The 23,526-nt window shown below is 49.5% G+C and carries 20 protein-coding genes and 1 riboswitch; of the genes, 4 read left to right on the plus strand and 16 right to left on the minus strand.

The features are described 5' to 3' along the window. Positions 1-18: 18 nt before the first annotated feature. The 6 genes from KNO66_RS08450 to KNO66_RS08475 all read right to left on the minus strand — a co-directional run bounded on the left by KNO66_RS08450 (position 19) and on the right by KNO66_RS08475 (position 6,036). A complete protein-coding gene (locus KNO66_RS08450; RefSeq protein ID WP_214742002.1) occupies positions 19-465 on the minus strand; it encodes a hypothetical protein in 447 nt (148 codons plus the stop codon). A 166-nt stretch (positions 466-631) separates the two neighbouring features. Then, a complete protein-coding gene (locus tag KNO66_RS08455; RefSeq protein WP_214742003.1) occupies positions 632-1,783 on the minus strand; it encodes an ROK family transcriptional regulator in 1,152 nt (383 codons plus the stop codon). A 313-nt stretch (positions 1,784-2,096) separates the two neighbouring features. Then, a complete protein-coding gene (locus KNO66_RS08460; RefSeq protein WP_214742004.1) occupies positions 2,097-2,864 on the minus strand; it encodes a tyrosine-protein phosphatase in 768 nt (255 codons plus the stop codon). A 6-nt stretch (positions 2,865-2,870) separates the two neighbouring features. Then, a complete protein-coding gene (locus tag KNO66_RS08465; RefSeq protein ID WP_214742005.1) occupies positions 2,871-4,076 on the minus strand; it encodes an alpha-amylase family protein in 1,206 nt (401 codons plus the stop codon). A gap of 89 nt (positions 4,077-4,165) precedes the next feature. Then, complete coding sequence (locus KNO66_RS08470) at positions 4,166-5,089, minus strand: LCP family glycopolymer transferase (RefSeq protein ID WP_214742006.1); 924 nt, start codon at positions 5,087-5,089, stop codon at positions 4,166-4,168. Positions 5,090-5,190: 101 nt separating this feature from the next. Next, complete coding sequence (locus tag KNO66_RS08475; RefSeq protein ID WP_214742007.1) at positions 5,191-6,036, minus strand: YihY/virulence factor BrkB family protein; 846 nt, start codon at positions 6,034-6,036, stop codon at positions 5,191-5,193. 84 nt (positions 6,037-6,120) lie between these two features. On the opposite strand from KNO66_RS08475, the gene gnd (KNO66_RS08480) reads away from it, so the two are divergent. Then, positions 6,121-7,047, plus strand: a complete 927-nt coding sequence (gene gnd / locus KNO66_RS08480) for a phosphogluconate dehydrogenase (NAD(+)-dependent, decarboxylating) (protein WP_214742008.1) — start codon at positions 6,121-6,123, stop codon at positions 7,045-7,047. Between the two features lie 36 nt (positions 7,048-7,083). Here the strand turns inward: gnd (KNO66_RS08480) and KNO66_RS08485 are convergent, their stop codons facing one another. The 7 genes from KNO66_RS08485 to KNO66_RS08515 form a co-directional block, all read right to left on the minus strand. Next, complete coding sequence (locus tag KNO66_RS08485) at positions 7,084-7,698, minus strand: flavodoxin family protein (protein ID WP_214742009.1); 615 nt, start codon at positions 7,696-7,698, stop codon at positions 7,084-7,086. Positions 7,699-7,805: 107 nt separating this feature from the next. Next, on the minus strand, positions 7,806-8,822 hold the full coding sequence (gene galE, locus KNO66_RS08490) for a UDP-glucose 4-epimerase GalE (RefSeq protein WP_214742410.1): 1,017 nt from the start codon (positions 8,820-8,822) through the stop codon (positions 7,806-7,808). 41 nt (positions 8,823-8,863) lie between these two features. Further along, positions 8,864-10,363, minus strand: a complete 1,500-nt coding sequence (gene pelG / locus KNO66_RS08495) for an exopolysaccharide Pel transporter PelG (protein WP_251128119.1) — start codon at positions 10,361-10,363, stop codon at positions 8,864-8,866. After that, complete coding sequence (pelF, locus tag KNO66_RS08500; RefSeq protein ID WP_214742010.1) at positions 10,305-11,723, minus strand: GT4 family glycosyltransferase PelF; 1,419 nt, start codon at positions 11,721-11,723, stop codon at positions 10,305-10,307. The genes pelG and pelF overlap by 59 nt, the downstream gene beginning before the upstream one ends. Continuing rightward, positions 11,720-13,561 (minus strand): DUF2194 domain-containing protein, encoded by a 1,842-nt coding sequence (locus tag KNO66_RS08505; RefSeq protein WP_214742011.1) that lies wholly within the window; start codon positions 13,559-13,561, stop codon positions 11,720-11,722. The genes pelF and KNO66_RS08505 overlap by 4 nt, the downstream gene beginning before the upstream one ends. Beyond that, the gene (locus KNO66_RS08510) at positions 13,558-14,472 is read right to left on the minus strand and encodes a hypothetical protein (protein ID WP_214742012.1); all 915 of its coding nucleotides are present in this window, start codon (positions 14,470-14,472) and stop codon (positions 13,558-13,560) included. Before KNO66_RS08510 ends, KNO66_RS08505 begins: the two co-directional genes overlap by 4 nt. Then, on the minus strand, positions 14,469-15,695 hold the full coding sequence (locus tag KNO66_RS08515; RefSeq protein WP_214742013.1) for a nucleotidyl cyclase domain-containing protein: 1,227 nt from the start codon (positions 15,693-15,695) through the stop codon (positions 14,469-14,471). The genes KNO66_RS08510 and KNO66_RS08515 overlap by 4 nt, the downstream gene beginning before the upstream one ends. A gap of 69 nt (positions 15,696-15,764) precedes the next feature. Next, positions 15,765-15,851: riboswitch (cyclic di-GMP riboswitch) on the plus strand. Positions 15,852-15,891: 40 nt separating this feature from the next. Between KNO66_RS08515 and KNO66_RS08520 the strand changes: the two genes are divergently transcribed. After that, positions 15,892-16,749 carry a glycoside hydrolase family 191 protein gene (locus KNO66_RS08520; RefSeq protein ID WP_214742014.1) on the plus strand — a complete coding sequence of 286 codons (858 nt, stop codon included), beginning with the start codon at positions 15,892-15,894 and terminating at the stop codon, positions 16,747-16,749. A 123-nt stretch (positions 16,750-16,872) separates the two neighbouring features. On the opposite strand, the gene KNO66_RS08525 is transcribed toward KNO66_RS08520, so the two are convergent. The 3 genes from KNO66_RS08525 to KNO66_RS08535 all read right to left on the minus strand — a co-directional run bounded on the left by KNO66_RS08525 (position 16,873) and on the right by KNO66_RS08535 (position 19,820). Further along, positions 16,873-18,447: an FMN-binding glutamate synthase family protein gene (locus KNO66_RS08525; RefSeq protein ID WP_214742015.1), complete on the minus strand. Its 1,575-nt coding sequence runs from the start codon at positions 18,445-18,447 to the stop codon at positions 16,873-16,875. A gap of 54 nt (positions 18,448-18,501) precedes the next feature. Further along, entirely contained in the window at positions 18,502-18,888 is a 387-nt protein-coding gene (locus KNO66_RS08530; RefSeq protein WP_214742016.1) for a hypothetical protein, read from the minus strand. 83 nt (positions 18,889-18,971) lie between these two features. Continuing rightward, positions 18,972-19,820, minus strand: coding sequence for a MurR/RpiR family transcriptional regulator (locus KNO66_RS08535; RefSeq protein WP_214742017.1), 849 nt, complete (start codon positions 19,818-19,820; stop codon positions 18,972-18,974). 166 nt (positions 19,821-19,986) lie between these two features. Between KNO66_RS08535 and KNO66_RS08540 the strand changes: the two genes are divergently transcribed. Both KNO66_RS08540 and gnd (KNO66_RS08545) read left to right on the plus strand, forming a co-directional pair. Beyond that, entirely contained in the window at positions 19,987-22,437 is a 2,451-nt protein-coding gene (locus KNO66_RS08540) for a bifunctional diguanylate cyclase/phosphodiesterase (RefSeq protein ID WP_353048551.1), read from the plus strand. Between the two features lie 137 nt (positions 22,438-22,574). Beyond that, positions 22,575-23,456, plus strand: coding sequence for a phosphogluconate dehydrogenase (NAD(+)-dependent, decarboxylating) (gene gnd, locus KNO66_RS08545; RefSeq protein ID WP_214742019.1), 882 nt, complete (start codon positions 22,575-22,577; stop codon positions 23,454-23,456). The last annotated feature ends 70 nt before the right edge of the window (positions 23,457-23,526 follow it).

Below are 23,526 nucleotides of genomic sequence, written 5' to 3' on the forward strand. Positions count from 1 at the left end.
TCTCCTTTGAATGTGTTGTCACGCCACGATATGATGGCATAACTCCCGAATAAGATGGTCTGGCATCGGGCGATCCCCGAGCCGTGTCAACGTGTACGTGATCAGTTCCAAATCGAGCTTCGGTCCGTCTATGTATGGGCCGACGACGTAAAGGTCCGCCCCGAACGGCAATGCGTCTTGTTCTTTCAATCGCCAGAGCAGCAGTTCGAACAAGCCGTCCATGTCGTCGAACGACACGTCGCGAGAGAGCGTTGATGCCCGGAACAATCGGATGTCACGCGTCTCCTCGTCATAGAGACGAAAGATGCCGTCGCGTCTAGAGCGCGTGATAATCATGCTCGTTTCCTCGCCTGTGAACGCTTCCATTTCGTCGAAGGCGAAGTCGTGTCGTGCGAACAATCGGGTCGCCCCGTAGCGACCGAAGATCGCGTGGAACTGGTCTTTCAATGGTGTCTCTTTTTGCATCGCTACCCCTCCAAACGTGTCGTCGAGAGTGTCACCCCTTACTTAGTAAATTAAATTTATTATCTAACTACACATAGACTATAGCACGCTCTGTTTTATGTTGTAAACGCTTTCTTATCAAGAAATTGAAAATCGCCTTTCTATAAGAGAAAGACGACTTATGATTTCATTGAATTTCACCGAACATCTCGTTCGTGATGAGTGCTGCTGCTCCGAGCGCGCCTTGGGCAACGTTCCATGGGACGACACGGATATCGGTCTGACGGGCATCGAGAGTAAGTGCCGTTTGAGCGACACGCTCCTGGATGTTCGTCACGACGTCCGGCGCATAGTTGAAGAGTGGTCCCCCGAGAAGAATACGGCCCGGATTTAACAGATGGATCATATTGAGCGTGGCGATGCCGATATATTCGCCTGCCCGTTCATACAGCTTTTGGACGTCTTGATTCGAGCTTACGGAATCACGGAGGTCGTCGAGCGTCAGGTCATGTGCGAGTTGACGAGCTTCATTCAAGATGGCTCGCTCACCTGCGACCGCCTCTAAACAGCCACGGTTCCCGCACGAACAAATCGGTCCATCGAGCATGATACGCATATGGCCAATCTCACCGGCGATATGGTGTTCTCCGTCAATCAACTCGCCTGCGTGGACATACGCTCCCCCAATCCCGTATCCGGCATACACATAAAAGAACTCCTCGATGCCGATGGCTTCCCCAAAATACAGTTCGCCGAGGGCGAGCGTCCGCACGTCATTCTCGACGAAGACGTGCTGGCCGAGACGCTTCTCAAGTTCGCGTTTCAATGGGATGTCGTGCAAGTGAAAGCGCGGTGCGAACAAGACGACCCCGTCACCTGCCTCGACCATCCCGTGGACAGAGACACCGAGTCCAATGACGTCGCCTTTCGTACGGTCGTTCAACGTTATGTACAGCGCGACGATAGCGTCGATGAACTCCTCGTTCGTATCGAATCGTTCGTCATGCCATGCCTCGTCGAGCAGTTCCCCATGGATGTTCGTGACGACCCCATGTAACTTTCGCTGCGTCGCATCGATGCCGATGACGAAACGGTCACTCGCTGCGAGTTCGAGCATGATCGGTCGTCGTCCCCCACTCGAGACGCCGAGCTCCCGTTCATTGATCAGTCCTTCTTCTTTCAGCTCATTGACGATGTTTGAAATTGTCGGCTTCGTCAAACTCGTCTTCTTGGCGAGCTCAACGCGGGACACCGGCTGATGGAGCCGGATGAGCCGAAGGATGAGCGCCCGATTATAGGACCTCATCCATTTGGAGTTGCGTGGTGTTGTGTTCCCCATGACCATTCCACCTATTCCTGTCATTTTTTCTTCAGTATATCATTTGTTCAATACAGAATTTGTCACGCTTTCATTTTTCATCAAAATATATAATCAAGGGAAGATGATTGTGAAGTTCGCACCACTTCTTTAATCACTTTGCTCTGAAAAGCTCAGAGGTCAGAACTTCTCTCCTATTTTTGTCAAACAATTTTTTGGCTTCTCAATCAACAACTCTATGCTAGATAAGAAAAATTGACGATTCATACATCCGTTCTCTCGATGCACAAATCGCCAACCTATAAACTATGCTCTTTCTTCGTTATTTACTCGATTACCACTTCCAGCGCCCACGCCAATTTTTCTCTGGCAAATGGGGTTGGTTCGCGGCAATCGGTTCATCCGCTAAGATATGTTCTGTGAAGCGGAGCTGCTGTTGCCACATGTCTTCTCCTAATTCGTTGATGATCTCTTGCCTAGCCGCTAGCCAATTGAAATCACGATGTTCCACGTTATGTGCATCCGAGGCAATGATTTGACTTAACCCGTTGCTAATAAACGAGAGCGCGAGTTCACGTACTTGTCTCCCGAACTGTCCCGTCAAACTGCTTGTCGTCACCTGTGACAGGGCACCCGATGATACGAGATGATGCAATTTTTCAGGATGAAGGGCAAACTCACGATTCCGCTCCGGATGCGCGATGACCGGAACGTATCCAGCCGTTTGCAATTGAAAAAATAAAGATTCGGTATAGGCCGGCACACTCTGACTCGGCAATTCTACGAGCACATAGCGAGATCCAGCGAGCGAGTGCGCCTCCCCGGACTCAAGTGCCTTGACCAACTCCCCAAAGATTCGAATCTCTTGGCCGACATACAAGGTCAATGAAATTCCTTCTTCATCGAGTCGTTGTTGCAGGTGCGCGACTTCTTGGGTCACGTCGTGATGTTGTGTCTCAAAGTACGGATGATACGCATGGGGTGTCACGACAATCGATGTCATCCCTTCTTCCACTGCGCGTTTTGCGAGTTGAAGCGACGCTTCGATTGTGCGCGGTCCGTCATCCACCTCAGGCAACAAATGACAATGTACATCAATCATGAGGATTCACTCTCCAATGTGTGATTGTTTTAACCAAACGTATTCAAAAGGATTCAGTGTCACGTTCGTCATCCATTCTTCTGTAAAAAGACTTGTCCCTTCACAATCGGTTTGTATCGTGTCTTCACTCATATTTGTCAATAGGAGAAGAGTCTCCTCTTGATGTTTCCGCTTGAGAGCAAAGACACGCCGGTCGAGATTCACGACTTCTTGACTCACATATGGTGAAAAGGCAGGATGTAGCCGTTTGACATTGAGTTGACTCAACACACCTTCATAAACACGGAGACGGTCCGGATCACGTTTCAACGCTTGAATCAACTCTTCTTGTTCGATCGGTTGTGCCACTCCAAAGAGCGTGCGGTAATCAATCAACGGGATTCCCTGCAGCGACAAGAGCACGCTATGGGCGGCAAGGATGACATCCGGATCCGCATTCATCAGATTTTTTTCGAACGGATCACGTTCCGCAGAAGAGAGGAAGTTGAAATACGTTTGATCCGCTCTCAGTGGATGGACCTGTCTCGCCCAATCACCTAGACGTGTCACATCCGACTGCGCAAACGCTAAAATCACATGACTCGATAAATCAAAGTGACAGACGACGTCCGCCTCTTCCTCATAAGGGAAAGAATCCTCGACACGTTCATGGGCGACGATGAGTTGCGCATTCGGTTTATACGCATGTATGACCGTTCTCCATAGCTTCAACATCTGCTTGATTCGTGCCGGTTCCATTCCTCGAAACGACTCGACATGAACGCGGATTTTTGTCGCTCCATACGCCAATCGTTCAATCAGTGCATCCGTTTCGACAATCACATCAAATTGACTGTCGTTGTACGCTTCAGGCATCATTTCGTACATCAAATCAAACTCGTCCGTGAAACGTCCCAAATCTTCAAATAGTTGTACGCGCGCATCAAGCGCTGTGTCATTTTGTCTTGTTTTGTATGGAAACAAAGAGACCAAATAGAGATCACTCACTGTCGTTTGGACATGGTCGGACAATAGTTGATGGAGTGCTTCTAAATTGGCTCGTCCGTCCGTCAGGATAAAGCCTGCATCCATTAACAATACGTTCGTTTTTTCAGAAGGGCGCTCATGGTCGTGCCAGTTGTGATTCGACCACTTCTCAATCAACCGCTCCCATTTTTGTTGCGACGTGTCCCCGAATTCGTGGATCACTTCTTCAATCGCTTCCCATTTCATGGCTCATCCCTCCTTGGCATCTCTTTATTTCTCCCACTTTCTCTTCTGTTTGAAACACAAAAAAAACCGCCTGACTTCCGTCAGACAGTTCACTCCATCAATCGCTTCAATTCGCCTCGTACGCCATTTAACGAGGAGGCATTCGGATGCCAATAATAGATTCCGTCTTCTTCTAACCCACCCGATCCCTCTAGGCGCAAGACGCTCGCATTGCGGAACGCATTCATGTAATCCGTTGATAAGGAAACGAATTCATTCAGTTCGATATTCGTCTTCGCCTGATCACCGACGACATCAAGAATCGCCGTCACTTTGTCGAGTGAGAAGTCGGTTCGTCCTTTTTCAATGATGGCTGCGACGACATCACGTTGACGTTCTTGACGTCCGAAGTCACCATTCGGGTCGTTATAACGCATCCGTGTATAATCGAGCGCCGCGTCACCGTCTAACGTCACTTCACCGACGGGGAACGTGTAATCTCCTGTCGAGAACGCAAAATTATTCATCACCGTAATGCCTCCGAGCGCATCAACGACATCGCTGAACGCCTCCATATCTGTCTCAATGACATAATCAATCGGGATATCGAGAAGGTTCTCGACCGTGTTCATGGCCATTTCGGCTCCACCGAACGCATACGCATGATTGATTTTATCCTGTGTCCCTTTCCCGACAATCTCCGTCTTCGTGTCCCTCGGAATCGAGAGCATCGCGCCTTCATCGAGTTCCGGATTGAGGGTCAATACGATGATCGAGTCACTTCGTCCTTGCTCGGTGCCTCGACGGTCAATCCCGAGCAATAGGATTGAGACCGATTCTTTTCGCTCAATGGTCTCGACCTGTTTCCGTTCCTTACTGATCTTCAAGTTGTCATTCACTTGTGTTACGGTGTCATCGACTTCTTTTACCATCGACCAGACGAACGCGCCACCCGTGATGAGCACTAAGGCCATGACGCCTGCTACAACCCCTAGTACGATTTTCCACTTTGATGGTTTACGATGTTTCGCCATGTGGCCACACCTTCTTCCGTGAAATAGTACTAATTTATTCCCATGCCACGGGTTGTTTTAAAGCATGTTCACAAAGAATAATCACGATATCCCTTTTTTTGTTACGGGAAATGGGTCCTGATTGGTTGGCGAGTCATATGGTAGGGCCAGGCTGCATTGATTTCTGCCCCAATGAGCATCGTCGCAGCCGTCAGATAGAGCCAAATTTGTAGCAGGATGACCGCACCGATCGTGCCGTATGTATCCCCGAGAATCGAGAACCGTTCGACATACACACTGTAACCGGTCGACAGCAATTGCCACGCGATGACCGCGAACACGGCCCCGGGAAGTGTTTCGACGAATCGCACTCGCTGCTGGGGCGCGATTTTATAAAAGAGTGAGAACGCGATAATCAAGATGATGGTCGAGACCGTGTAACGTGTCAGGGTCGACAATCGGTCAAACTCTTCCACTCTAGGGTACAAGGCGTAAATCAGGTCCACAAATTCCTGCCCAAATAGATGAAAGACGATCAAGATGACCGCACCGATACTTCCAGCTAAAATTGCGAGTAGACCAATGAATCGGCGGAATATGTAGCCACGCGCTTCCGTTTCCCCATATGCGAACACCGTCAGTTTGACGAGGCGCGCCGTTCCGTTTGAGGCGGACCAGAAGGCGATGATGGCACTGACCGATAATAATCCGCCATTCAAGTTTCCGCTCACATCATAAACGATGGACAACAGTTCGCGAACACTCGAACCCGGAATGAGCGTTTCAATCTGTTCGATAAGGAGCGCATCATCGATTTGAAACCACGCCATCACGGCGAAGAGGACAAAAAACGTCGGAAAGATTGCTAGAAACCAGAAAAAGGCCAATGTCGCACTATAATCGTTTATATGATGATCTTTGAATCGATGTCTGACGTCCACGGCCAGTCGAAACATACTTTCAAACATCGCCACCCTCCTCTCATCACTTCTGCACTTATATCATTCTACACCCTCGTCCACCTGTCCTTTTGAGCAATCGTTATTTCGGGTATGCCCTATAGAGGACTAAATCTGATAAATGGGGTGGAACGAATGGAAATCGGTATGATTGGACTTGGCAAGATGGGCCTGAATTTGGCTTTAAATTTGACGGACAACGGACATCGCGTGCTTGGGTATGACCCGGGAAACGTGTCGACGAGTCAATTTGAGACGAAATCGTCATTGGAAGAAGTCGTCACTGCACTAAAAGCGCCACGTGTCATTTGGGTGATGGTACCAGCAGGTGATGTGACTGAAAACGTTTTGAATGACTTGTACCATCTTCTCTCCCCAGGTGACATCGTCATCGACGGAGGAAACTCGAACTATAAAGAGTCGATGCGACGTGCCGAGCACTTTAAAGACAAATCGATTTATTTCTTCGATGTCGGGACGAGCGGTGGGATGGATGGGGCTCGGAACGGGGCGTGTACGATGATTGGCGGCGACATGGAGGCGTTCGGGAAAATCGAGCAATTGTTCAAAGACGTTTCGACCGATCACGGCTATCTGTACGCGGGACCGAGCGGAAGTGGTCACTTCTTGAAGATGGTGCATAACGGGATTGAATACGGGATGATGCAGGCGATCGCCGAAGGGTTCGAAGTACTTGAAAAGAGTCCGTTCGACTATAACTACGAGGATGTCGCACGTGTGTGGAACCACGGGTCAGTCATTCGTTCGTGGCTCATGAAACTGACGGAGAGTGCCTTCTCCAAAGATGCGAAGCTCGACGACATTCGCGGCGTCATGCATGCGTCGGGTGAAGGTAAGTGGACGGTCGAGACCGCACTCGAATACGACGTCCCGACACCCGTCATCGCACTCTCCCTCATGATGCGTCAACGTTCTCTTCAAGACGATACGTTCTCAGGTAAAGTCGTCGCCGCGCTCCGCAACGAGTTCGGTGGGCACGCGGTGGAGAAGAAAGAGTAAACGATTAGGGTCTCGACTGATTGTCGAGACCCTTATTTATTCCATCGTATTCCCTTCTGCCGGAATCGGATGATTTTTGAGCATTCTCGCAAAGTGAACGAGGTTATATGCCATCGTCTTCCCGTGAGACTTCGTGAATTCGTTGTCGCGTCCGGCGTCAAGATACGAGTCACCCGGTCCTGCTTCTCCGACCCAGTACGTGTCGACGTTTGGCGGCACAGTAAAACCGATATGGGACAATCCATAAAGAATCGAGGCGCAGGCATGTTTCGCCCCGTCCTCATTCCCCGTGACGACGACTCCGCCGACCTTGTTGTAGTAGATGGCCTGTCCTGATTTATTCGTCAGTCCGCTGCCGCCATAAAGACGTTCGATCACTTGAGTAGCGATACTGCTCTTCTCCCCGAGCCAAAGTGGCGTCCCGATGACGACGATGTTCGCGGCCTTCACTTTTTCAAAAATCTGTGGCCACTCGTCCCCATCCCCCTCATCTTCCGTCACACCGAAGGCGACGTTGTAATCAACGATCCGAACGATCTCGGTTTCAACGTCGAGCGCATCAAAGTGCGGAATGATGTCACGAATCAATCCTTCCGTATGCGACGTCGTGTCGCCACCTTTTAACGTACAGTTCAAAAACAAGGCTTTCATTCGATCCCTCCTAAGTAAAATGATGTTCCATTAGATGTTCCCGTTCACCACCCGTTCTAATACAAAAAGAGACGGCCATCGTGTGATGACCGCCTACTTCATAGAACTTATTCACTATATCCTTTCGGATTGTTCGATTGCCAACGCCAGGCGTCCCGACACATCGCTTCGATGTCATGTCGCACTTCCCAACCGAGCATCACTTTCGACTTTTGTGGGTCGGCAAAAATCGCCGCGACGTCCCCATCACGTTTCCCCGTGATTTGATACGGGATCGTCTGTCCGCTTTCCTGTTGGAACGTGTGAAGTAAGTCGAGAACGCTGTACCCTTTCCCCGTCCCGAGGTTGAACGCCTCCACTCCGTCGTGTTTCCCTACATACTCCAACGCCTTCAAGTGACCGATTGCCAAGTCCACGACATGGATATAGTCGCGTACCCCTGTCCCGTCATGTGTCGGATAGTCATCCCCGAACACTTGAAGTTCTTTCAGGCGTCCGGCTGCCACTTGCGTGATATATGGCATCAAGTTGTTCGGGACATCGAACGGATCTTCACCAATCGTTCCAGAATCATGTGCACCAATCGGATTGAAGTAGCGAAGAATCGCAATCGACCAAGACGGATCCGCCCTATATAGGTCACGTAATATGTCTTCAATCATCAGTTTCGTACGACCATATGGATTCGTCGCACTAAGCGGGAACGACTCATCGACCGGCGACGTGGTCGGAATCCCATAAACGGTCGCGGATGAACTGAAGACGATGCGTTTGATCCCATACTGATTCATCATGCGTAACAAGACGAGCGTCCCAGCTACGTTATTATCATAGTAGTGAAGAGGTTGACTGACGGATTCACCGACTGCTTTTAGCCCAGCGAAGTGAATGACCGCATGAATCGCGTGTGTCGAGAAAATCTCATCAAGCAATTCTTGATCTCGAATATCACCCACGTACAAGGTGACGGTTTTCCCCGTCAGGATTTCGATTCGTTGGATGGCTTCATGGCGGCTATTAGACAGATTATCCAAAATAATGACTTCATATCCTGCATCAAGCAACTGAACCGTCGTGTGTGTCCCGATGTACCCCGCGCCACCTGTCACAAAAATTGTTTTCATCTTCTTCACCCCATTTTCTAAAAGTCCGTCTGCAATGATTATTAAGCCGAGCGATCGTTGAGCCATTCCCCGACACGACGGAACGTATCCGTCCGCGGAGGTGATTCGCTTCGACTAAACGTATGGTAATCAATCTCGGACACATATCGAATCAATCGAATGAGCGAGAAGGCGAACGCAATGGTGCAGCCAATCGCAAAGCTAAGACCGTAACTGTCCGGCCCGAGTGGTAATAGGAAGAACGTCAACCCGGCATTCATCGTGATGAAGAGTGCTGATGTATATGCCGCTCCACGATGGTCTTCAAAATAGAGCAAGACGAGTGTGAGGACGAGCACCATGGCGTTTGAGAAAGCCCCAATCGTCGTCATTTGGAAGACGTCACGAATCTCAGGTGATAGACCGAGGAGCGGGAACAACACGGCCGCGAACAGAATAAAGAGAAGCGACACGAGCCCTTGGTTTCGGAACAGTCGTTGTAATTCCTGTCGTAAGACGAGAAGCATCGCCGCCTTCGACCGTTGAATCTGTTGATACGTACCCCCTTCGTTCACATATCCGTAAAACACGCGATATCGTTCATAAAAACGTGTCTCGACCGATACGACGAAGATTGTCATCGTCGGGATAATCGTCAAGTAGGACAGGAAGATGGCCGTGTCATAAATCGGATGATACCGGAACGTATCGAGATGGACGCTTCCTCCTTCTGCGAACCAGATGATCCACGTACCGACCCAAATCCCGATGTTATAGAGAAAACTGGTCCAAAAGAGCGCGGGATAGCGGTCAAAATAGCGATAGAACGAAAACTGACCGACCGTACTCCGATTCGGGAATGTGAGGAGCATCGACATGAACAAGCCGAACAACGTCACGACAAGACCGAGCGTCATACTCGCCGTCAATGCGAAACTCTTCATGTAAGACTCCGTCAAATATTGCATCAAGAACTGGTCCGTGATGAGGACCATGGCGACGGCGACGACACCACCGGCTACAAAACTATAAGCGACCGCCTGATAAAATTTCGCCGCACTGAGGAACAAGAAGTGTACCCAAATCAAGTTGACCGTCATGAACAGAACAAACGCCAACGCGTTCAACAAAGCCGGAAGTTCAGAGAACGACAAGAAGATGGCGAACAGCACAGAAGCGATCCCGACGGTCGTCTTCATCATGCCGATAAAGGCAGGAAATAGGTCCTCATATCGTTTCTCATAAAAACAGTCGGCTAAGTATCTCGTGACGACGAGCTGTTGCACACCGAGCACGACTTGCGAAAAGATAAAACTGTACGAGACGATCAAATTGAATGTCGTCCGTTCCTCGAGTGTCGCGATGGACAGATAACTCGTCAGCCACTGCATGAGGGCAATCGTGACGATGACGATGAGCCACGGCCCTGACGTGACGAGACCGGCAAAGGCGTATGCTTTGATGCGTGATGAAAAATAATCTTCTTGGAATAACTGTTGTAACTTAAACCCGATGCCCGCCATATGCCGCTCTCCTCTCTTCGTATAAATGTAGATACGCATCGATGAACTGGTCGGTTCGATAATACGTCTCGACGCGCTCTTGACCGTTTCGTCCGAGTCGGCGCGCATCTTCGCGGTTCTGATGGAACCAGACACACCGTTCCGCGATTCGGCGCGGATTGACCGGTGGAACGACGAACCCGGCCGGACCGAACGGTTCATCCGGTCGTCCGTTCACAAGTTCCGCACATGCCCCGACGTCCGTCACAATCCACGGAACGCCCGCAGCCATCCCTTCAAGAACTGCAAGCGGTTGTCCCTCGGAGATACTCGTCAACAGACAAACATCGAACTCGGGAAGGTGCTGTCGGATATCCACTTTTCCGACCATAAAGACGGACTGTTCGAGCTCGAGTTGCCGGATGAGAATCTCGCACTCGGCCGCATACTCTTCATCCTCATCGAGCGGCCCCATGATGGTCAGTTCGAACGGGACAAGCATATCCTGAAGTAGTTTCGCCGCATAAATCATCGTTTTAATATCTTTAATCGGCACGACGCGGACGATTGCTCCGATTCGAAGTTTATCCGTCCCTTGGATATGACCGAGTGCGGATAATCCCGTCACATCGATCCCGTTTGGAATAATACTCAACTTTTCGACCGGTGCCCCGAGCTGACGTTGCAACTCGCCGTTTCGTTCAAAGAGCGTGATGACGTCATCCGCTGTCCGGTACGCTTCCCGGGAAATATGGTGGAAGAACTGAATCCAGTGGGAGCGAAACTCAGTTGGAATCCATGATGCTTGTAACAGTTCTTCTTCGCGTTCACGTGAATAAATGCCGTGTTCAGTCAGGAGGAACGGGATGTTCTGTCGCTCTTTCATCGCACTCGCAATCAGACCTGCGTATCCAGTGGAGGCAGCGTGCACGAGGTCGACTTGAGGTAACTCGGATTGGAGCAAATCCAGGACAGGCGCATACATACCGCGCCACATCCAAAAGTAATCGATGAACGAACCGGCCTGTCCTTCTTCCTGATAGCTCTCCGTGACGAGCTGATAGAAGAGACGACTCGAAAAGAACTGTTCCGGTGTCCCGATTTGATTCTCAAGTAGCGGATAGATGGATGAATCGACTTGACCGAATGTCATCCACGTTTTGATTCGTTCTCGCTCCGTTTTCGACAATTCCTCCGGTCGACGTTTCCGTGTTGCACGCTGATTAAGGGCGAGCGTGGTCACGCCGGTGACATTCTGTGGTAACGCATAGCGATAATCTGCCTCCGTTTTCGGGTTTGGCATGATTGAGATAATTTCAAACTCATGCATCGGCATTTGTTGCATCAGCATGTGAACCCAGCTCGATACCCCTCCGCTCACATACGGATAACTCCCTTCGACAACGATTCCTATTTTCATGGGCGATCCTCCAATATTGGGAGACGGACGGACGTGTCTCTCAATTCGACTTGATATAACGTACCGCTTTCATCGAACGGCTTGACTTCGCCAAATTCGAATGTCCCGGTATTTAAACGCTTGCCAGGTTGTACACGGACAAGTAACGTCGACGGGACAGGCAGTTGTTGGGCATTGATATCAATCGCATCGTTCGTGTAAGCGACATCGATTTGCGCATCTTGATATAGTTTGTACTTCCGATACGCATCATATTGGCTCAAGCCCTCGAGATGCGGATACTTGGCGTAGAGCGTCTGGAACAAACCGCCAAACGATTCTTTCATCATCTCCCAGCCTTTCCCTTTCGAGCGATCATCATCTAACACATCATCCGGGTGAATGAAATGGGAGACGAGACCGAAGTTAGCGACAGCGTCAATGACGACGAACAAGTCATCCGGTGTCTCATTGTACCCGCTCGAGACACGAGGAAAGTCATACAAGTTCGGATATACCGGATCGGGCCCGAACTCTTGGATGTAACTTCCTTTCGTCGCATCCCCGCTGTAAAGCCCGGCGACGATCAATCCTTCTGAGAACTTCTCGTTCAACACGGCGAGTCCGGTTTGTCCGATGATGTTTGACGGTGGCACGTAGCTACGAATCCGTTCATTCGGTAAGTAATAGTCAAACGCCTCGACGACACGATCAATCGCGGAACGCATTGCGTCCCCGTCTTTCCATCTCGTATAGCCAAGTTCCGGATCCATCGTTTCATTTCCCGTGATGAGCGGTTGGTGGTTAAATCCGTGCAACCCGACTTCCCCATTTTCTTGGAGTAAACCGCGACCGTATTCGAGCATCGGTGCTCGAATCTTTTCAATGAGTTGTTCCGTCGTCTCCTCATTCGTCGCTTTATAACTGCCAATCAAGAAGCCCGTATAAGTGACGTCATAATCGGCACTGATTTGTTTCATATCTTTCCACCAAACCTCTGAGAAGAATTCTTTAATGGACAAGTCATATTCTTTCGTGATGACCGGATTCGAGTAATTCGGCACCGGTGCCGGGAAGTCGTCAAGATGGACGACCTTGATGCCAGCTTGTGGCATAACGAGTGCCGGGAACAACATCGAGAGCGATTGCACCATCAAGCCTCGTGAGTTCTTGTCCGTCAACGACGTCGTATTCCAAAACATGACCTCTCCTTTCCCATAAGGAGATTGCCATAAAATCGGTTCGTTCTTAGCGGAGATGAGCACGTCCGCTTCTTCCTTTAATTTGACGTCAGCGATACTGTGAACGAACAAACCAGAATCTTGGGGCAAATCAACATATCCGGGGAAGATTTCTTTTTCGAAAATCAGCCCGTTGATTCCATCTTTAAAGTCTCCGAAATCCCTTACGCCGACGAGGTCCGCCCAGTCTTGATCAATGAATCGTCCGGCAACATAGAGACGTCCGCCTTTTTCGACAAACGATCGAATCGCCTCGTACGGCCACGACTTCGTGTTTTCCCCGCTGACCACGAGAACGTGTTGCGGAGACGGCTCGATTGATGCGATTGCCTCTGCTTCAATCGAGGAATAAGACAATTTGGCATAATCGAGTGCGTATTTGAAGTTATTCAAAACGGCCGTCGACAACGCATCTTCATTCTGATGAATATAGATCTGAATCGGATTTCCTTCCACCGTTCTTACCTCACCCGCTAGTGTCGTAAAGGACTTCGGTTCGTGCGCTTCTTTTGGGATGAGCCGATGACCATAGTCAAGCCGTAAAAATTGGACGACGACAATCATCGCGATGAGCAAGGAAAACAAGGATGCGAGATACGTCGTAATCGATTTATTCATGAATGGGCACCTTCTAACTGTTGAATGACAAAGCGATAATCTTCTGGAACGTCTTGCAAATCAAGATGCTGATGGAGTCGATCGAGGATGGGGCGTAACTTGACCCAATCCCCCTTCGTCATGTGATGTTCAATCAACATGACATAACCATCAGGTACTTTTGGGTGATTGAACGTCAGCGCTTCCGCCAATCGCTCGCCTGTCTCGATATCACCAGACTGGAACGACAAGCGTGCTTTCGTACGTAAATAAATCTCGTCCGTCGCATCATACTTGCCTAATTGGTCGAGATAAAACAACGTACGCTGCTGAATACGCGCTTTCATATCTTGGTCCAAAAGACCACTCCCTAAAAAGGAAACACCCGTCTCGATGACCGGATAAATCGTTTCTGGTCGTTCGGAGTTCACTTGTGCGATTCGCTGTTTAAACATCACATCATATCGTTCGAACAACGTGTTCCGGACGGTCGCCGCATAGTGGACCGTTTCCGTGTCTTCATGTTCGAGACCTAAGTTTAAGTACTCCTCCGTATTCATGAGCGGTGTCGACATGAGTTGCGTGATCGACTGTTTTCGCTTCTTCCCATCCATCTGCAGGGCTTCCGCTAACGGAACGAGATCGAGGTCTTCTTTTGCCTGCTGTTGCAATCGCTCCACGTTGACTGTATCGAAATGGATGTATTCGTCATAGTCGAGAAGCGTCTTCGACGAGGCGAAGCGATGGGCGATGGCGTAAGCGATCAAGCCAAACAGCTCACCGATCACCGGAATGACGGCACTGACGAGAAAAATGGAAAGCCAAACACCCTTCTCGGACACATCGACTTTCGTTCGGACGACAAGACGGTAGATGACAAATAAGATGACAGTATGAAGAAGAAAGAACAGGAGAATCATCCAACCGGTCATAGACGATTCCCACCTTTCACATAGAAGACATGTTCAATCCGTTCTTTGAATCGTTCTGCCGACTCAATCGGTGTTCCTGGGAGAAGGAAGTGAAGGATGCGCTCGTCTTCGTCATATCCGATCACATCAATCTCACGCATGGACTGTCTTAAAATCAATTCCATCTCAATCAATGATAAGTCTACGCTTTTTACAGGTAGCGTGACCGTACTATACGGTTGGCCATATTGTTCATGACGTAGCACTTGTTGGGCCACTTTTTGTTCAAACGCTTCCATTCGGAACATGTGCGTTCCGTCGACGAGCTGGTCGCTGACGAGCATCCACTCGAGTGCATCCGCTTTTTCGATTCGAGTTCCCGTCCAGTCTAAGACGAGCTTCATCATGTTCATCTCATGGCTGCGTAAGCGCAGAATATCAATCTCATGGACGATCAATACTTCCTTCACCGCTCCCTCATAACAAATCGGAGCGACGAGAAGCGGTCCATCTAACTCATCTGCCAAACGAATCGTTGGTTTTTTGGATTGGAACATTCGTGCGAAAATCCCTTGTTCCGAATCGATAAAGAGTGTCTGTGGCAAACGCTCCACATCCCCTGAACGGACATGAAGACGAAGCGTGCGTCGTGACGCATCCAAATGATATAAGGCAATCTGACGAGCACGGAAGACGCGAGTAAACGTTCCAATCAAATGGTCACGTACCAAATCGGTCGAATCTTGATCGAGTTGTAGCCCAATCTCATAAATTTTGGACAATGTGTAAGTCGAGTCGAGTACCCGTTTTCGCATTTCTCCCTGGGACTCCTGAAGTTGTTGCATCGTCTGTTTCAATTGTTCGTTCTCATCGACCACTTCTTCTTGACGAATGTGGAGAGACTGGTATCGCTCTCGATAAGACGTACTGAAGACACCCGCACTGAGCGCGACGAAGAAGTGTAGTAAAATCCAAGCCAACTCATTCGTGTCGTAAAGGAATAAAAGCAAATCAGATCCTTCCATCAAAAGGAATGAGAAATGATAGAAACACGTCAATGCGAAACTGACGAACGCACCGAGCAATCCATATCGTAACGAAAACAGGAGAATGTAAAAAATAAGCGGGTCAATCGCCCAATCCGACAAAGAAAGACTAAATGTATAGTCCAAAATGCCGATAAGTAAAATAGTCACAATCATTTCAATCCATTTGATAGATGTGCGATGTTGGGTATAAATCATAGTGTCACTCATTCCTTTACGTGGTATTTTAGTAGTAGGACATTCAATGGATTGTCGACAAAAATTTCATATCGAGACGGGCAAACTTACTGAAAAGTAAGGGCGCAAAGACATGGGTCGTCGATCTTTATAGATACCGATCGCCAGTCTGCAATAGCCGCAGCCGCTCTCTGATAACTATCAGGAGGGTTTTTTTATGGGTATTTTCTCAGCCAAACGAATTGTCAGCATCTGTTGTGCATTCCTCGTTGGATTGGCGTTTCTAACGCCGCACCAAGCAGTCGCCGAAGCGAGCAATCCACTCGCAAACGTCGAGTCGTACAAAATTTATTACGACGCTCCAAGTAAGAAAAAGATCAAAAAGATGCAACAGTATGACCTTGTTATCATCGAGCCTGTTTATTATACAGCAGCGCAAATCAAAGAATTACAAAAGTACGGAACAAAAGTGTACGGCTACATCAACACGATGGAAGCGGACAATTGGAATGTCGATTTCATCCAACAGATGAATGAGTCGGACTTTTTCCACCGCAACGGACAACGTGTCCATTATGCGGAATGGGATTCTTACTTGGTCGATATGACATCAACACACTATCGTGAACTGTTAACGCGTGAAGTGGAGAAACAAATCGTCGCCAAAGGATTGGATGGCGCATTCCTCGATACCGTCGGCAATATCGATAACGAGCATTCGGAACAACCAACCATTCTAAAAGCGCAACGCGCCGGGATGAGTCAGTTCATGAAATCAATCAAGTCTACTCACCCTTCCCTTTCTCTTATTCAGAACTGGGGATTCGCGACATTGAAGACGTATACGTATCCATACGTGGATGGTGTGATGTGGGAGAGCTTTAACTATACAACTGTAGCAAAAGACCAATGGTCAAAAGATCGTATTCAAGAATTGCGTGACCTCGATGCACGATACGGCATCAAAGCGTTGACCGTGTCTTCGAAACAACGCCCTAAGAGTGCCGCATATGCTGAAAAAAATGGGTTTATCCATTTCCATTCAAATGCTTCACTAGATTATAATAAATTCTAACTTTCATTGACATGATTGTACAAATATCTGGTAGTCTCTACAATGTAAAATCTAAAAAACATCCCACGTGTTTGCCTTCTTTATCGGCAAATGCGTGGGATGTTTTGATTGATTCTCTCCATTCTAGTGATATAAATCACGGATCAATCTTACTTGACCATCCGGCTCTTGATAAATCACATGTTCTTGAGACAATTCCGTCGGCGAGCGAACGCCTGCCGCAGCCGTCATATTGTACAATCCTTCCCGAAGCGAGATGATATAGTTCGTCACCCGAAAGCTCTTCTCGTCGACGACGAGGGCCCGTTGCAGTTTCGGGTCGGTCGTCGCCACCCCGACCGGACAGCGGTTCGTATGACACACCTGCGCCTGGATACAACCGACATTGAACATGAGCCCTCGAGCGATATTGACGAAGTCCGCTCCGAGCGCGAGGGCGATCGCTACTTTGTCTGCCGTGATGAGTTTTCCCGAGGCAAACAGTTTGATGCGGTCTCGAAGCCCATGCTCGATTAGTAATCGATGAACATACGGGAGTGCCGCTTTCAGTGGCAAGCCGACCGTGTCCGCCAGCTCCTGATACGTCGCCCCGGTTCCCCCTTCACTCCCGTCAATGGTAATGAAATCTGGCACCCGGCCCGATATGGCCATCTCTTGGACGAACGATTCGATGTCTTTCAAATTTCCGACCACGAGTTTGATGCCGACGGGCTTCCCACCGACGTCACGCAATTTCTCGATAAAGGTCAACAGTTCCCCATGGGTATGAAACTCAGAGAATCGGTTCGGACTGTCAATCGTCTCGCCAACTTTCACATGACGGATTCTTGCAATCTCCTCGGTCACTTTGGATCCATCGATATGTCCTCCGCGTGTCTTCGCTCCCTGCGCGAGTTTCAGCTCGAACGCCTTCACTTGAGAAAGCTCACTTTTTTGTTTAAACGCCTCTATCGAGAAGGAGCCATCCTCATTTCGGACACCGAATAAGGCCGGTCCAATTTGACAGATGATATCCACGTTCCCTTTTAAATGATAGTCGGAGAGCCCGCCCTCCCCTGTATTCATCCACGTGCCACCTGCACGACCGAGTCCGATTGAGAGAGCCGTGATCGCCTTGTCCCCGAGCGACCCGAAGCTCATCGCTGACTGACCGACGAGCCCGCGGACATGGAACGGTTCCCGACAGGTCCCTTCTCCGATGATGACCGTATCTTCTTCTTTTAAAAGATAGGGTGAGATGTCACGTTCGACGAGATGTTCTTTTCGGGTGAAGAGATTATCTTCATCGAGCTCATACACCCATGTCGCCACTTTCGTCTCATTATCGATCCGTAACTCGTTCCGATTCGTTGGATATAGTGCGTTTTGAAGATAAAACCCGCCCGACTCAAAATCACGTTCCGAGCCGAATCCGATGATGCGCGATTTGTATTTCCCTGCAATGACCGCTGCTTCATAGTCGTTCCGTGAGAATGGTTTCGCTTCATTATCGTTTAAGAATAGATACTGCCGTAACTCGGGTCCCATCTTCTCGAACATATACCGGAGTTTCCCGAGAATCGGGAAGTTACGGAGGACAGAATGTTCACGTTGGTTTCGGTCACGACGCCACAAATAAAGCAGGAGTAGCGGTGGGGTTGTCATAATCAGTAGCAATAGTATGAGTAAAATCGTCAACATCGCTGTATTAAAAGACATTCCTTCTCCTCCTTTTCCCGAGACGAAAACACCTTGTCGTCAAACAAGGTGTCGTCAATGATTCGGGATGGTGATCCCATCAAATTGTTCATTTCGGCAAAGCGTGATTGCTTGCATCGCCAACTTATAATCCTCTTCCGGTAATGCAATCAGTTCAGTGGGAAGAACCCATTCTTTTGAGTTATATAAATGGATGACAAGTTTAGCAAGTACAAACTCTCGTTTATCAAACGTATTGTCATCGATAATCGTTGAGGTGCGAATCTTACCCGATTCAAGATCCATGTAAGGAAGTAGGCATTCACGTATATGTTCATTTCCCGCAATCACATACAGTGCGGCGAAGTATTCTCGACCGGTACTGCCGGGATCCGTGAGCCGTTGTGCCAACCGTTTGAACTCGTTGTAGTGATCGGAAGATAAAAAATCAATGTGGTTCATCGGTCCACCTTCTCTCTCTAAGCCTCACTTTGCTCTCAAGGTTTATAATTTCCACCTTTTTGTAGAAATTAACCCTATTTTCTTCAGATTCGGCGCATCGAAATGGCTTCACGCATCTGTTGGAGAGACGCACGGGCCGCTTCGCCCCGGCGCATCATGACGGCTGTGAACAATGCATCGATGAGACTCAGTTCGGCAATCCGGGAAGCGAGCGCCTCCGAACGAAACGCCGTCTCTTGTGACACGGTATAGAGCGACACATCCGCCAGTTTCGAGAGAGGGGACTTCGCATAGTTCGTGATGGCAATCATCGGCACACCCTTCTCCTTTAAGAGCTTGGCGATATCGAGTGTCTCCTTCGAGGCACCGGAATGCGAGATAACGACGGCGACGTCTGTTGTCGTCAATTGTGAGGCCGACATGAGCTGCATATGCGACTCGAGAATCGCGCTCACTTGAAGCCCACTTCGGACAAACTTATGATACGCGTCTAGGGCGACGACGGCCGACCCGCCGCTCCCGAAAAATTCGATGCGACGTGCATTGAGGAATAGCTCGACCGTCTTTTCAAGAGAGGGAGCCTCTAGAATCTGACGCGTCGACTCGATTGTCTTCCCGTTCGTCGAAAAAATTTTCTCTGCAATTTCGAGTACGGTATCTGTCTCAGCGATGTCTTCATGGATGTCTTGGAGCGGAGCGACGACATCCGAGGCGAGCGCGATTTTAAGCGCCTGATAGCCTTTAAACCCGACACGCTGGCAAAAGCGGAACACGGTCGATTCGGCGACATCGAGGTCGTCTGCCACTTGATTGATCGTATGATGAATGATTTGTTCTGGTTGTTTCAAAATATAGTCGGCAATGCGCTGTTCTTTCTTGCTCAGTGTCGAATAGGCGCCACGAATGCGGGCCGTCCCGTTCATCGTTTCCATCAAGAATCACCCTTTCTCTTCTTCACTTAACGATACCGTTTCGAAAAAAATTCCGCAATGTGTGATTCATGCAAATGATTGACCCACCTTACAAAAGTAAGCAAGAAGCGCCATTCGTGAATGTGCTACTCTAATAAAGCACTTTTTCATTCACTCTTTGTACCATTTGAAATCGAAAGGACTGTTTCTCATCGAACATCACCTGAGTAGCTCGTACAACCTACCACTCGTCATTCTCTCTATCGCCGTCGCCATCTTTGCTGCCGGTGTCGCTCTCGATATTAGCAGTCGTTTGAAATATGCGAAGCACGCCTCTCGATTCAGCTGGGTCGCAGCGGGAGCTTTCAGTCTCGGACTCGGCATTTGGGCGATGCACTTCATCGGCATGTTGGCATTTCATCTTCACGCTGACGTGACGTATCACCTCGGTATCGTGCTCTTATCCATCGTGCCGGCCGTCGTCGCCTCCGGTCTCGCTTTTTGGATCATCAGTCATCCTGAAACGCGACCGACGCAGCTCGTCTTTGGCGCTTTCTTAATCAGTGTCGGGGTCGTTTCGATGCACTATATCGGGATGGAAGCGATGCAGATGAACGCGATTCTTACCTACGACCCGGTCATGTGGATCGCTTCTGCCATCGTCGCCTTCGTGGCTTCACTCGTCGGACTATACATTCTCTTTTATATCCCAAACGTCTCCCGATTCCATTGGCGTCGTCTTACCAGTTCAGTCTTGATCGGGGTCGCCGTTTCCGGCATGCATTACGTTGGGATGGGCGCGGCTCGTTTCACACCGATGAGCGGAGGAATGCAACCGGTCAATGGATACTCGGTTGATAGTACGCTTCTCGCCTACGTCATTGCGGCGAGCGTGATGACCTTATTTGTGATCATGTATATCTCACTCCGAACGGCCTCTCAACTTGAGGCACAATCTGAAGAACTCGAGATGAAGTTCGAATCCATCATCGAGTCAGCATCTGATGCGATTATCGTTGCCGACCATACCCGGGTCATTCTCCAATGGAATCAAGGGGCTACCGACTTATTCGGCTACACTTACGACGAGATGATTGGGCAATCGATTGTCGCTATCATCCCGGAACGGTTCCGTGACGCGCATGAGCGCGGGATGAAGCGTTATGAAGCGACAGGTGAAAAACGCGTCATCGGTCAAACGGTCGAACTCATCGGCTTACGAAAAGACGGTGTCGAAGTCCCGATTGAAATGTCACTCGGCACGTGGAAGACAGAGAAAGGCCTCTTCTTTAGTAGCATCATCCGTGACATCAGTGAACGGAAACGGATCGAGGCACAAATCAACGACCTTGTCTATTTGGACCCGCTCACGGGACTTCCGAACCGCCGCCTGTTCAGCGATCGGCTCGATGCCCTGCTTGGACAAGGTCAATCTGAACAGTTTGCCTTGTACTATATCGATTTAGACAACTTCAAAGTCATCAACGACCGCTTCGGTCACTCCATCGGAGACCAATTTTTAAAACAAGTGACGACCCGCATCCAGTCGACGATTCAAAAATCGGACACGCTCGCCCGTCTCGGTGGAGATGAGTTCATCATCTTGTCACCGCATACGAAAAGTAACCTCGCGGCCCATCGTGCGCAAGAACTGATCAACGTCCTGAATCCTCCGTTCGAGCTTGAACATGAAGAGGTGTTCACAGGTGCCTCGATCGGCATCAGTCTCCATCCGTCCGACGGCGATACAGCCGAGGAATTGATTAAGAACGCTGACATCGCCATGTATCGGGCGAAAGCGGACGGCAAGAATGGGTATCAGTTCTTCACGAATGAATTGAATGAGTCCGTCTCCCGCCGCTCCAACTTATCGATGGCACTACGGAAAGGCATTGGGCGTGGTGAGTTCACCGTACACTATCAACCGCAAATCCAACTAGAGACTGAAATGGTCATTGGCATGGAAGCGCTCGTCCGCTGGAATCATCCAGAGTTCGGGATGATTTCCCCTGGTGAGTTTATTCCGATTGCTGAGGAAACAGGGAGCATCCATCGTCTCGGCGAGTTCGTTTTAAATGAGGCGTGTCGTCAAAATAAGGCGTGGCAAGATGCAGGGATTCCGCCGTTCCGGGTCGCCGTCAATATCTCGGCCATCCAGTTCGCTCAAAAAGATTTACCGGAAGTCGTCAGTCGTGCCCTCGCCGCATCCGGTCTCGAGGCGCAATATTTAGAGCTTGAGTTGACCGAGAGCGTCATTCAAAGCGCGGACCGTGCCATCGAGACGATGCATGAACTCGTCGCCCTTGGCGTCCATCTCTCCATCGATGATTTCGGAACCGGGTATTCATCTCTCAGCTATTTGAAGCTGTTCCCGATTGATACGCTCAAGATCGACCAGCACTTCACAAAAAATATCGAGAGCGACGAGAAGGACGCGGCTCTCGTCAAAACAATCATTCGGATGGCGCACGAACTCGACTTGAACGTCATCGCAGAAGGTGTCGAAACAGCACATCAAGTCGCCTTCCTAAAAGCCGAATCATGTAATCAGGCGCAAGGATATTTTTACAATCGTCCGTTGCCGGCTGAAGAAATCGAAGTCTTCTTCCAACAATATAAGAAAGCGTCATCGAATTAATCCGTTCGACCTCCCATTGTGGAGGTTGATTTTTTTATTCAAAAAGAAAAAAATTCCGTAATCACACTTGTAAATCGAATTTATTTTGATATGATGAATGCAGAGACGGAAAAAAATTCTTTTTCAGGGGTGACAATATGGAAATTGGTTTGATTGGTTTAGGAAAGATGGGGTACAACTTGGCACTCAACTTGAGCGACCACGGACACACGGTCGTCGGGACGGACGTCGGGGACGTCACATCGGACGCGTTCACAATCGTGCCGACACTTGAGGATGTCGTCAATCAATTGTCGACGCCACGTGTCATCTGGGCGATGGTCCCGGCCGGAGACGTCACAGAATCCGTGCTCGCCGAATTGTATGAGCGACTCGAACCGGGCGACATCGTCATCGACGGAGGAAACTCGAACTACAAACTATCGGTCGCACGCGCCGAACACTTTGCTGAGAAGGACATCAAGTTCTTTGACTGCGGGACGAGCGGCGGGACGGACGGTGCACGAAACGGCGCCTGTACGATGGTCGGGGGTGACGCGGATGCATGGCCGACGATCGAACCGATCTTTAAAGACTTGTCTGTCGAGAATGGTTATCTCTACACAGGTCCTGCCGGAAGCGGTCACTTCTTGAAGATGATCCATAACGGCATCGAGTATGGGATGATGCAGGCAATCGCCGAAGGATTCGATATCTTGGAGAAGAGTCCGTTTGACTACGACTATGAACAAGTCGCTCGCGTGTGGAACCACGGTTCGGTCGTCCGTTCTTGGCTCATGGAACTCACAGAGAATGCCTTCAAGAAAGATGCGAAGCTCGATGAGATTCGCGGGGTCATGCATTCATCAGGTGAAGGCAAATGGACAATCGAGACGGCGCTCGACCTTCAGGCGGCGGCACCCGTCATCGCCTTGTCGCTCATGATGCGCTATCGCTCACTCGAAGACGATACGTTCTCAGGTAAAGTCGTCGCCGCGCTCCGCAACGAGTTCGGTGGTCACGCAGTCGTCAAGAAGTAAGAAATGCGGAAAAGGTCACGGGGAAATGGCCTTTTCCTTTGCCAGGAACTGTAAACGGTTACATATTTGG

The sequence above is a fragment of the Exiguobacterium sp. s48 genome (assembly GCF_018617395.1).
Taxonomy (GTDB): domain Bacteria; phylum Bacillota; class Bacilli; order Exiguobacteriales; family Exiguobacteriaceae; genus Exiguobacterium.